The sequence below is a fragment of the Marinagarivorans sp. genome (genome assembly GCF_982758155.1).
The window spans coordinates 1-11971 of sequence record NZ_CEXWTU010000154.1; the positions used below are offsets into that span (position 1 = coordinate 1).

At 47.7% G+C, this 11971-nt stretch carries 10 protein-coding genes and 1 tRNA gene; 8 read left to right on the forward strand and 3 right to left on the reverse strand.

Features of this window, described 5'->3' with window-relative positions:
* Positions 1-7 precede the first annotated feature (7 nt).
* Positions 8-83, forward strand: a tRNA-His gene (locus tag AC3A8L_RS14865).
* Between the two features lie 622 nt (positions 84-705).
* A complete protein-coding gene (locus AC3A8L_RS14870; protein ID WP_487963055.1) occupies positions 706-2283 on the forward strand; it encodes a methyl-accepting chemotaxis protein in 1578 nt (525 codons plus the stop codon).
* 104 nt (positions 2284-2387) lie between these two features.
* Here AC3A8L_RS14870 and AC3A8L_RS14875 read toward each other — a convergent pair whose 3' ends face one another.
* The gene (locus AC3A8L_RS14875) at positions 2388-2954 is read right to left on the reverse strand and encodes a DUF3806 domain-containing protein (RefSeq protein WP_487963056.1); all 567 of its coding nucleotides are present in this window, start codon (positions 2952-2954) and stop codon (positions 2388-2390) included.
* An 8-nt stretch (positions 2955-2962) separates the two neighbouring features.
* Complete coding sequence (locus AC3A8L_RS14880; RefSeq protein WP_487963057.1) at positions 2963-4468, reverse strand: FMN-binding glutamate synthase family protein; 1506 nt, start codon at positions 4466-4468, stop codon at positions 2963-2965.
* Between the two features lie 130 nt (positions 4469-4598).
* Between AC3A8L_RS14880 and AC3A8L_RS14885 the strand changes: the two genes are divergently transcribed.
* The 6 genes from AC3A8L_RS14885 (at position 4599) to AC3A8L_RS14910 (ending at position 10014) form a co-directional block, all read left to right on the forward strand.
* Positions 4599-4901 carry a hypothetical protein gene (locus AC3A8L_RS14885; RefSeq protein WP_487963058.1) on the forward strand — a complete coding sequence of 101 codons (303 nt, stop codon included), beginning with the start codon at positions 4599-4601 and terminating at the stop codon, positions 4899-4901.
* Positions 4902-4952: 51 nt separating this feature from the next.
* On the forward strand, positions 4953-6461 hold the full coding sequence (locus tag AC3A8L_RS14890; RefSeq protein WP_487963059.1) for an SCE4755 family polysaccharide monooxygenase-like protein: 1509 nt from the start codon (positions 4953-4955) through the stop codon (positions 6459-6461).
* A gap of 92 nt (positions 6462-6553) precedes the next feature.
* Entirely contained in the window at positions 6554-7171 is a 618-nt protein-coding gene (gene thrH / locus AC3A8L_RS14895) for a bifunctional phosphoserine phosphatase/homoserine phosphotransferase ThrH (protein WP_487963064.1), read from the forward strand.
* Positions 7172-7315: 144 nt separating this feature from the next.
* Positions 7316-7891, forward strand: coding sequence for an acyltransferase (locus AC3A8L_RS14900; RefSeq protein ID WP_487963060.1), 576 nt, complete (start codon positions 7316-7318; stop codon positions 7889-7891).
* Positions 7892-9022 (forward strand): dTDP-4-amino-4,6-dideoxygalactose transaminase, encoded by a 1131-nt coding sequence (rffA, locus tag AC3A8L_RS14905; RefSeq protein ID WP_487963061.1) that lies wholly within the window; start codon positions 7892-7894, stop codon positions 9020-9022.
* 65 nt (positions 9023-9087) lie between these two features.
* Positions 9088-10014 (forward strand): hypothetical protein, encoded by a 927-nt coding sequence (locus AC3A8L_RS14910; protein ID WP_487963062.1) that lies wholly within the window; start codon positions 9088-9090, stop codon positions 10012-10014.
* A gap of 347 nt (positions 10015-10361) precedes the next feature.
* Here the strand turns inward: AC3A8L_RS14910 and AC3A8L_RS14915 are convergent, their stop codons facing one another.
* The gene (locus tag AC3A8L_RS14915; protein WP_487963063.1) at positions 10362-11297 is read right to left on the reverse strand and encodes a M23 family metallopeptidase; all 936 of its coding nucleotides are present in this window, start codon (positions 11295-11297) and stop codon (positions 10362-10364) included.
* Positions 11298-11971 lie beyond the last annotated feature (674 nt).

Consider the following 11971-nt stretch of genomic DNA (forward strand, 5'->3'; position numbering starts at 1 on the left):
ATTTATGGTGACTGTAGCTCAGTTGGTAGAGCCCTGGATTGTGATTCCGGTGGTCGCGGGTTCGAGCCCCGTCAGTCACCCCATTATTTCCCCTCCCCTCTTTTTTCTTACTATTAATCCCTTTATCTATACTCACACAGCCTTCAGATTTAATCTCTTTTAGTTACGTTGATCATTAGCTACGTTGATTATTTTCCCTAGCCTAGCCCCGTGCTACATATAAAAACCGCTCTTTGCCCTGCTTCTGTTTTTATCGCATCTACTTCACCCTTTGGCGTTGCTTCGTCACTATTTTGTGAACCCTCTAAAGGTCTTCTTTGGCTGGAGGTGGCCTTGTCAGCTATGTTTAAGTGCAACAATGTCAGCTGACCATACGTAGCATCTGTGCAGTCAATATCATAAATAATCAATTGCGCGGGCGCCATTTTTGCGCAAAAAATCTCCCTTTAATGCATGGTTTCTAGGCCTGTACTTTCATCGTGTTAGTAAAAGTGAGCGACTCTTGAGGGTGCCTTAAATCTGCTGTTGAGTCGGTAAAATTATGCATGAGCGCTAATTGTTACTAAGATTAAATGACCGGCTAGCGTTTGCGCGTTCGTGATTTACATTGCAGGCGCTCTATATCGGTATGTATCACGTGATTTGAATAAAAACGGTTTCTTTATTCACTTTTGCTTTAATGGCTCTGATGATTGTTGTGTTTTTATGCTTACTATTCGATTTAAATTACTTTTAGGTTATTTAGCTCTTCTGGTTTTGTCGCTCACATTGATCGCGGCGATAGTCTTTTTGGGGGGTAAAATTAAAGCGGATGTATCACATCTCAATAAAACGGTTTTGCCTCAGCAGCATGCGGCTGTTTCTTTGCGGGCAATAGCCGGGCAGTTGGAATCTGCGTTATATGCTTATTATGCAACAAGTATTAATAAGGATGAATTGACGGAGCGAATGCAGACTGATTTGGCGGAGGCTGAAAACTTAGCTCGCGTGCTGAATAAGGGTGGGCGTGTGCAACCGCTTTTTCAAGAGCTTAACCAGTATGGCGAAGCGTTGATGCTGGCGGTAAGTAATAATAATTGGGATGGTGCGCGTGACGTACTTAGTGCTACGGCCAAAACACAAGGTGCGTTAAAGACACTTTTACAGGCCCAGGTTTTAGATGCCACAAGGCTAGCGCAGCAAGATGTAGAGTCTGTTTATGGTGCTGTTAGTACTATGTTGATTGGGGCTGTTGTATTTCTGTTGCTTGTTGTTTTGGTCTCTGTTGCTGTGGCGCTCTATGTTTCTGTTGGGATTATTAGGCCCATTAATCAATTGGCGGGTTTTGCCCGCAGCGTGGTTGATGAGTCGGACTTGAACAAGCAAGCCCCTGTTTTTGCGTCTGATGAGATTGGCGATACAGCGCAGGCTTTTAATACCATGCTAGAGCGTATACGTAGCGTGGTTTCAACTTCGGCTCGGGCTTCGGGCTCGGTTGCTGGGGCGGTTGCTGAGCTGAATACGCAGCTGGCTGCGGCCAATCAAAGCGCCGGCCTGCAGCTTAGTAATACACAAGATATTAAGGGCTCGGTATTGGATTTGCAGAATTTACTGGCTGAGGTCTCGGGCTTAACGGAGACTGCGGCTAGTAAGGCTGCGGATGTTTCCGACGATGCGATGAGTGGTCGGGAGCAGTTGAATGATACGGTCTCTAAAATTCAACGCTTATCACAAAATGTAGCCAATGCCTCGGTAACGATCACTCAACTGGAGCAGCAAACAGAAAGCATTGCCGGCTTAACGGGGACTATCAAAGAAATCGCAGATCAAACGAATTTGTTGGCGTTGAACGCCGCTATTGAGGCCGCGAGGGCAGGTGAGGCGGGTAGAGGATTTGCTGTGGTGGCTGACGAGGTGCGCGGGTTATCGCAAAAGACGCAGGCTGCAACCTTGCAAATTGACGGCACAATCAACGATGTTGTTGCCAATGTGCACTCCGTGGTGGAATCGATGAGGGTCAATCGTGAAGAGGCTGCCGACTGTGCGCAGGCTTCCCAGCAAACGGAAGAGCGATTGAAAAGTATTATGGATATGGTTATGGGGGTGCGTGGCGATAGCGAGAAAATTGCGTCGGCGACGGGGCAAAGCCATGAGCTGTCTGAAGGGATCGGGCGCCAAGTGATTCAGTTGGCCGTATTGGCTGGCTCCATTAAAGATGGCATGGATGCTTCAACGGTACAGAGCGGAAGTGTACAAAGTAGCGCGCATGATTTAAAACTCGCATCTGAGCAATTTAAACATTAATGGGTGAAATATTATTTCCTCACCTTTAGTGGATTAATGCTCAAAACTCTATTAAAAAAACCGCTTATAAAGCGGTTTTTTTAATTAATATTTGGGGTCGATTTTTATAAGTAAGGAATGATAATGGTGCGTTTTTTGTCGTAATCTTTTTTGGGATTTTCGGGTTCGATGGGAACGCTGTAAGGCAGTTTGGGGCCCACATCAGCCATAAGGTCTAAGCCTTTTTGGTAGATTTTTTCAATGTTCAGCTCGGTGGTTACGCGCAAACGGCGGGTAAACATCGATACCGGGAATACGCAGTGTTTGGTTTTGGGGAGGCACACGCCGTTACTGCGACCTTGCTCGTCTTTATATTCGCGCCATTCCCAGCCTTCTTCCGCAACATAAATGTCGCCTAAAACAACGCCTATCGCTCTGTGCTTTTCGATTTCATAAATGGTGACTTTTTGGTTGTCGAGTATGCGTTGTAACAAGCCGATATCCATTTTGTTCTGGCGTAATCGCGTGCCAAAACTCTCGCGGCCTATATCGTCTACCAATTGGCGTTTTTTATCGAAGTACTTTTGTTCGATCCAACTGAGCTCGCTCAGCGTGATGTCGTCACTAGCGTGAGCGCCCGCTGTGTTGAGGGCGAAGAGGAGTGCACTAAGGGTAAAAATTGTTTTTAGCATGGGTGACCTCAATGGATGTCGCTGACATGTTTAATGGGTTCTGGGAAAACGTCCGATAATAAGGTTGAGCGGCCGGTTTCGTTAATTAGGCGCACGTGTTGCCGGGTTAATTTGCGTGCATGGGTAGCGCCACAACTGTGGGCGATCATTTCTACTTCTTTCACCAGTTCGTGGTGGTAGTTGGCCACTCGTTCGGCTTTGTTTTGGGGGTTTAGGCCTTTTTGTAGACGCTCATTGTGCGTAGTAATTCCTGTGGGGCAAGTATTTTGGTGGCATTGCATGGCTTGTATGCAGCCCAGCGAAAACATAAAGCCTCGCGCGGAGACGACAAAATCGGCACCGGTCGCCATAGCGCGTGCTGCGTATGATGGTGTAATGAGCTTGCCGCTGGCAATCACGGCAATGCGGTCGCGCAGGCCGTAGCGTTTGAGTTCATCAATAACAAAAGGCAGGCTTTCCATTAAAGGTAAGCCCATGCAGTCCATTAGGGCTTGTGGTGCTGCGCCCGTTCCGCCTTCGGCGCCATCTAAAGTGATGAAGTCGGGCACTTGCTCGCTGGGGAGTTTCGCCATATAGGCGCAAAGGTCGGTAAACCATTGTGTACTGCCCAGCACGGTTTTGAAGCCGACAGGTTTACCGGTAATATCGCGAATATCGTCTAGGCGATCGATAAGTTCTTGAATGTTTTCAATGTCGCGATGGCGATTGGGGCTGATGGAGGCTTCGCCTTCGGGGATGCCGCGAATGGCGGCGATTTCTGCGCTCACTTTTGCGGCGGGTAAAATACCGCCTTTACCGGGTTTGGCGCCTTGGCTAAGTTTGAGCTCGAACATGCGCACTTGAGGTTTATTGGCCAAGTTTTTTAGTTTGCTGGGGCACAAATTGCCTTCTTCGTCGCGCACGCCGTATTTGGCTGTACCAATTTGGTAAACGATGTCGCAGTTGCCGGTTAAGTGGTAGGGACTTAGTCCGCCTTCTCCGGTATTTAGCCAGCAGCCGGCTTTGGCGGCACCGTGCGACAAAGCTGTGATGGCAGGCGAGGACAGCGCGCCAAAGCTCATGCCGGAAATGTTAATAAAAGACGGCGCGTAGTAAGGGTGTAAGCACAGTGGACCAATCACTTTGGCAGTGGTTTCTTGCGTGTGTTCATCCAGTAAAGCAAAGCCCGCGCAAGCAAAATGGACATCGCCTACATTCTGGAGTGATCGCGTGGAGCCGAAAGCGACGCTGGTTGTTAAACCCTTCGCGGCTCGGTAGACCCATGAACGCATAGCGCGGTTGAAGGGCAGCTCTTCGCGGTCTTGTGAAAAAAAGTATTGCCGGAAAAATTCGCCTAAATGCTCAAAAAGGTAACGAAATCGACCGATTACAGGGTAGTTCCTGCGAATGGTATGACGAGTTTGGCGGATATCAATAATGTAAAGTGCGATAATTGTGAGCAGCGATAACCCGATGGCCACGATAAACAAGGTCGCAAAAAAGTTGAGCGTGTTGTGGATGTAACTGTCGATCATGGTGGCAACCCTGCGCGTATCGGTAAAAGCGCGCATTATAGTGTGTGATTCGTGGCGGTGTCTTGGATAAGGGGCGATACCGCGCCAACAGTTCTAGAATACCCTCAACCTAAATGGCGAAATAATCTGCATGATATTAAATACTAAAACACTATTGCTATTGGCTGGCTGGATTTTGGCGGGGCTGGCGTCGGTGGCTTTGATTGCACAGCACATGAAGTGGAGCGAGCAGCAAGCGCGATGGCAGGCGGAGTTGGGTCAGCAGCAACAGCGCGTAGTTGAGCTTGAGCTGATTATTGCAGGCTTACATACGGATATTGACGAAAGTGGCCCAGGCCTGAATGACGCCGCGACTAAAACGGGTACGGCAATTTCCAATGTCTTTGACCGTGTTCGCAGTACCTTTTCGCGCGGCGGTGTACCTTCGGAATAATGCGCGCTAGGTTACCCCCTTAAATATCATCAAGAAATTAAAGGCATTGTTATGTTTATAGCACCTTCTTTGTGGCAGCGCTGGGCGCTGGGCGCGGCTTTGGCTTTTACCGCTAGCCTAATAGCGACAGACGTTACTGCTCATGCCCGCTGGTCGCCCGATGGTGCAACCCCTGGCCGCAACAATAATGCCAATATAAAAGTGGGCCCTTGTGGTGTGGCGCGCACCAATACTCCAGCCGTTTTTAAAGCCGGCGAAACCATTACCCTGCAGTGGGAATCGACTATTCATCATCAGGGTTATTTTCGCATCGCGTTTTCGCCAGCGGGTGATGCGGGCTTTGATCAAAACGTATTGCTCGATAACGTTCAAGAATTCGATAACCGCTATACCGGTGAATACAGCGCGCAAGTGACTTTGCCGAGTGAGCCCTGCGATGATTGCAGCTTGCAGATGATTCAGGTAATGCTCGACCGAAGCCCGCCGACTAATTACTACTCTTGTGCCGATATTCAATTGGTGGCCGATGCAGCATCCGATTTGGTGCCGCCGTTGAGTGTGAGTAACTTAGGCGAGGCGCAAGGCTTGCCAAATCTTCGACTGCGCTGGGTAAACCCCGCTGAGGATTTTGCGGGTGTATTAGTTTTGCATGGCAATAACGGCGGCGAGCCGCAAATCGGGACTTCTTATCAGTTGGGTGATGTGATTGGCAGTGCGACGGTTGCTTACGTAGGGGCCGGGCAAGCTGTGAATTTACCGGCGGCAAATGCTGGCGATACGTTGCGCGCATTCGCCTTTGATATGGCGCGTAACTACAGCGCACCGGTATCGCATCAAGTTTTGCCTGCATTACCAGCTGCGGCGCCGGTTGTCTCTTTAGCGTATGAGCAACTCGGGCAGCCGGGTTCGGGGCTGTATAGCGCGGATGGGGAAATCGTTTTGCAGGCGGCAGTCTTAGTCAGTGACGCGAATGGCGATATTACGATGCAGTGGTCAGTCGATCGGCCCGCGGGGTTGCCATTGGATGTGTTAGCGGGGGCACAGGCTACGCTAGATCCTGCTGGGTATGGCGGGCAGGATTTTTCGATAACCGTTAAGGTAACCGATTCTGCCAGTCCTCCCAATGTGGTGCAGGAATCTATCAGTGCCAGCATTGCGCCTTATAGTTTCTACTTGCCCAGTTTTGTGTTGATGCAGCAAGGCAAAGTGGTGTCGCAAGTGGACGCCAATAATGGCCCCGCTGAAATCCGTACGGTGTTTGAAGGTGAGGCACCGAGTGACCTAGAGCGGTGGAATGTTAGCTGGGCGCATGATATCCCAAATGCACAAGAGGGCCCATTGGCGCTCACATTCACGCCTACTGTCAGTGCCAGTTATCGCGTTAGCGCTCAAATATACTCACCTACGGCAGAGGCCGGGGCTGAAGATGTTATCGCGGTTACGGTGAAGAAGCCGGTTAAGCTTGGTGCGTTTGGCGGGCTTACAGGGGGGGGGTTACCACTACTGCTACTGGTTCGATTGTGGTTTCGTCGACGAGTGCGATTGCAAGGCGCGGCGTAAAACGTTAGATTGCCCTCCTTTATTCGGCCTACCCTAGAGGTAGGCGCTTCCTTATTCTTGCGCTTAGCGCCCTAATGTTTGGAGTATTTCCTGTGGAACTCGCATGTCTTGACCTTGAAGGTGTTTTAATTCCCGAAATTTGGATTGCCTTTGCTGAAAAAACCGGTATTGAAGAGCTTAAAGCGACAACCCGTGATATCCCCGATTATGACGAGTTGATGACCATGCGCTTGAAGATTCTTGCCAAGCACAACTTGGGTTTAAACGAAATCCAAGAAGTTATTGCTACTCTTAGCCCCTTAGAAGGCGCTAAAGAGTTCGTTGATTGGTTGCGTGAGCGTTTTCAGGTTGTGATTTTATCCGATACCTTTTACGAATTTGCCGGCCCATTAATGGCGCAGTTAGGTTACCCCACGCTGTTGTGCCATAAGCTGACTACTGACGAAACCGGAAAGGTAGTTGACTACAACCTCCGTCAGGCAAACCCTAAGCGCCAAGCAATTTGCGCCTTCAAGAGCATTTACTACCGCACAATTGCGGCTGGCGATTCTTATAACGATACGACCATGCTGGCAGAAGCCGATGCGGGCATTTTATTCCATGCGCCGCAAAATGTGATTAACGAATTCCCGCAATATCCTGCTGTGCATACTTACGAAGACTTGAAGAAAGAATTTCTCAAAGCGAGTATTCGTGATTTAACGCTGTAATATATTTAAATGTTTAAAAAGCCGCCGTTGAAAAATGGCGGCTTTTTTGTTCTTGCGTTAAGTATTTGTTATCTGTGGTGAGTGAGGTTGAGGTGGTTGTCAATCTACTCTACTATGAATTTTTTCGTGCCTAGGGTGAAATTAATGCCGTACTTGAGTGAAGACTCTCTGCTTTCTGCAGGTTTTAACCATGTGGGAAAGGGAGTGAAAGTCAGCGATAAAGCGGCAATTTACAACCCAGAAACTATTTCCCTTGGCGATCATTGTCGTATTGATGATTTCTGTGTGGTATCTGGCGTGGTTAGCTTGGGTTGCCATGTTCACATAGCGCCGCAATGTTTGATTGCAGGCGGTGAACTGGGTGTCGTTATGGCGGATTTTTCTGGCTTGGCGTATGGCGTTAAGGTCTTTTCGCAATCAGATGACTATTCTGGCCATACACTAACTAACCCTACCGTGCCCAATCAGTATAAAAATGAATATAAAGCCGCTGTTGCCATTGGCCGTCACGTTATTGTTGGGGCTGGTGCTATTGTGTTTCCTGGGGTAGATATTGCCGAGGGCTGTGCAATAGGGGCATTGGCTTTGGTGAATAAAAACACAAAGTCTTGGGGTATTTATTTGGGCAACCCTGCGCGTAGAATTAAAGCGCGAGATCAGGGCCTGCTGGCCCTAGAGGAAAAGTTTTTGCTTGAAAAGTCGGCCGGGGGGGGAAGCTGAATGATCCCCTTTAATAAACCCTACTTACACGGTAAAGAACTCGTTTATATTGCAGAGGCCGTCGCATCGGGGAAAATATCTGGCGATGGTATGTTTACTCAAAAATGCCACGATTTTTTTGAGTCGCGTTATGGCTTCGGCAAAGCATTAATGACAACATCCTGCACGGATGCGCTGGAAATGTCGGCTATATTGTTAAATATTAACGCCGGTGACGAAGTGATATTACCTTCGTTTACCTTTGTTTCAACTGCGAATGCATTTGCTTTGCGAGGTGCTAACCTAATCTTCGCGGATAGTCAGGCGGGTAACCCCAATATATGTCCTGAGCATATCGCGCAGTTAATTACACCGCGTACGCGCGCCATTGTTGTGGTGCATTACGCGGGTGTGGCATGCGATATGGACGCTATTTTAAAAGTGGCCCGCGCACACGGTATACCGGTTATTGAAGATGCTGCGCAAGCGATAGAATCTTTTTATAAGGGGCGGCCCCTTGGCAGTTTAGGTGTGCTATCGGCGTTTTCATTTCATGAAACTAAAAATGTGATTGCCGGTGAGGGTGGCCTGTTGGCGATTAATGAGCCTGAGTACTTCCAAAGGGCAGAAGTCATCCGTGAAAAAGGAACTAACCGCAGTGCTTTTTTTCGTGGCGATGTGGATAAATATGGCTGGGTTGATATTGGGTCGTCATTTTTGCCCTCGGATATTATAGCGGCTTATCTTTTTGCGCAGCTCGAAAATATAGAATCGATACAAGCACGCAGAAAAGCATTGTGGGACCGATATTGGAATAACTTATCCAAGCCTTTGGCGGCGCTGGGGCTTCGGTTACCTTCAATACCTGAGTGGGCTACAAATAATGCGCATATGTTTTACTTGGTGTGTAATGATGCCGAGCAACGCACAGGTCTGATTGCGCACCTACGCAGCCAAGAGATACATGCTGTGTTTCATTATTTGTCGCTACATAAAAGCCCATTCTTTATCGATAAATACCACGGGCGCGCATTAACGAATTGTGATCATTTTGCCGATTGCTTGGTGCGCTTACCGCTTTATTATGAGCTTACTGATCAGCAGTGCGATTTTATTTGTGAGCAGGTAATTCAAGCATTAAGTGCCAGTTAATTACCATGCCAACATCTATAGGGTACCTCTAAATTTAGAGGTACCTTTTGTCTCGAGAATTCTACATGTCGATAAAATTTGTCGTTTGCGCCACCGATTATGACCCTGATTCCGGGGGTGTTGTTTGCTTGCATGCTCTTGCCCATGCTTTAGTCGAGTTGGGGCATGAGGCTTCGTTAGCGCCCTTATTGCCACGGCCCTATAAAAGATTGTCCCGAGGTGTTAAAGGGTTAGTGCGTCGCATTGCTAGCCGTAATTCGCAGGGTAAAATTTTTGCGGGATCAAAAGCCTCATGGCTAACGATGTTCGAAGCGGCTGAACTTGCCCGTGAAGGTGCGATATTTATTTACCCCGAAACCGTGATCGATAACCCGTATGACGCTCAGCATGTTGTGCGCTGGCTATTGCACTTCCCTATGTATTGGAATAAAAAAATTGGTTGGAATCAGAATGATTATGTCATTCGCTTTAATGATGCGGTTCCGCCTCAAAAACTATCCGGCATACATTTTATTGATGATTTTTTGAAAGTTGTTAAATATCCTATTGATGTCTATTTGGCTGCGCCGAGCGAAGAGCGGAGTGGGGCGGCTTATTTAGTTCGCAAGGGGACCAATAAATCATTTGTTCACCCTGCAGATGCTATATGTATTGATGGGATGTCCCACGCTGCTGCCGCTGCCGTGCTTAAACGCGTAAAAGTTTTTTATTCTTACGACCTTTATACGGCTTATTCTTTATTTGCTGTGTTGGCAGGGTGTGAATCCATTGTTGTACCGGATGAAGGCTTGACCATCGAGCAATGGTACCCCTCGGAGCAAGACCGCTTAGGGCTTGCGTATGGCGATGAGCATTTACCGTGGGCCCGTTCAACCGCTCCTCAAGTATTGGAGCGCCTGCGTGCCGAAGAGGTAAATAGCTTCGAAAGCGTGAAGCAGTTTTCCCATTTTTTGATCGAACATATAGCTAAGGGCGAGACTAAGCCCCATTAATTGGGGCTATTTTTTTGCCGGTTACTGTGGTGTGTAGCTAAATTCAAAGCTAGCAATGGCATTTAGGGGCGTGCATGAAATAACTTCCCGTTTTTGAATTCCTGGGTGCACGCTTGCCTTCGTTAAAAATATTTGCAATAGCCGGCTATTACGCCATATTTTTGCCTCGTCAAGCAAGCACCCACAAACCCAAATTCCAGCAACTTATTCCGTGCACGCCCCTTAGTGGTTCGCCGTTGCCTTTACCTTTAAAATATTTAGCCGATACAGTAATGGTATCTGTAATTTTAAACAGCAAGTTAGCGTTAAGAGCCTCGTAGGGCTTCACCGATAGTGCCGGTTCATCGTTAATCCTTGCGAACTGGTGCTAATAACCTATCCCCTGTGATTGGTTTACCGCTGCCCTTAAATTCAAAGGGGACTGAAATGAGTTCTCTGCCTTTATTTATTTGCCAACTAAAATGTAAGTGTGGGCCGGTTGAGTAGCCCGTTGTGCCGGAGCGGCCTAAAAGCTCACCTTCCCATACCTTTTGCCCAATACTGACTGAAATACTATCAGGGTCTAAGTGGGCGTAGATGGTCATGGAGCCATCGGCGTGAACAAGGCGAACAAAGTTTGCTTCGTCAGCATAAGCTGCGGTCCAGCCAGAGCGACTAAAGTCGCTTTCTATATCCATTACAACCCCCTTCCTTGCGGCAACAATAGGCGTACCTTTTGGCATACTAATATCGACACTGTAAAACGCTTGTGGCCCAGAATTATGGCTGGCCTCGCCCTTAAACGATTGGCTGACAATAAATGGACCCCCTTGAAAGGGGAGGCCTAGTGGCGATGAATTTAACTGACTTCGTTTGACTGGTCGGCCTAAGACTACATTCCCTTGCCATTGATATGACCAGCTTTTTCCAATAATGATTTTTTCTAAAGCGCTTAAAAATTGCTCGCTTTCTGGGGCGATAATGAGCGAGTTCGGGATTTTTTGAGTCAATCGCATGTTCTGCTTTTTCTTGAAGTCTACCCACACCTGCACCGGCCCGCCTAGCGGGTTCAGGGCAACTAACTTTGGCCGCTCTTCGGTACCTTGGTTTATAACCGTGGCTTTCTCTTTTGCTTCTGTCACCAATAAGCGTTTTGATTCTGCTTCTATATTCTTAGGTTTTTTGTCGGTAAAAGCCCAGCGGCCATTTTCATCTTTGTACTTATATAGCTCGGCACTGTTAACGCTCGTTGGTGTTAGTGCTATTCCAAAAGCGATCCAAGCTGCGGTTAGTGTCCGTCTCATTGTTGGCCTCAATAACTGCTGTAATTTATAGTGTCGAGCGTCGATACTTGCGTGCACACCATTGCTGGCATGGGAGGGTAAATTACCGTGTCAGACGATATCTGGCCACTATAATATTTTTTCCGCGTAGTTGCTTAAGCGGTATGATGATGGCTATGTATAAGGGGTATGTATAGGGGCTATGTTTTAGTAGGCTTTTTCTGGCTTCAATTATAGGGGCGCGAATGGCGTCGTTATTATGCTCAAGTGTAATCGTTTGAGTCATCTCATTGGCCGCCTTGGTGAAAAAACGCCGGATTGGCATCGATTGTTGCTCTAATACTGTTAGGCTTAGGGGTGAATCTTGCATACTCCATTAGGGCGTGAAGGCAGTAATATCTCATGTTCAAGCAGGGTATAAGGATGAAGCTTTTTTGTGAGCTTATATTTCTTCTGCCGATGGGATGCGAGCTATATAAGGGGCGAAGCATGTAGCTCTTCGAGTAACGCTGTTCAGGAGATAGGAAGCAAGTATCATTGGATAAAGTATTTTTCGTCGGCCCTTTCCTTGGCGCTAAGTTACAGTAACCTTAAACCTGATCGTTTGTGGTGCTGCAGGTTTAATTGTTAGGTGTTATCTATCAGCCCTTTCAAGGTGAAATAAAAACCATCGTGGATTAATTTTCAGCAAAAAG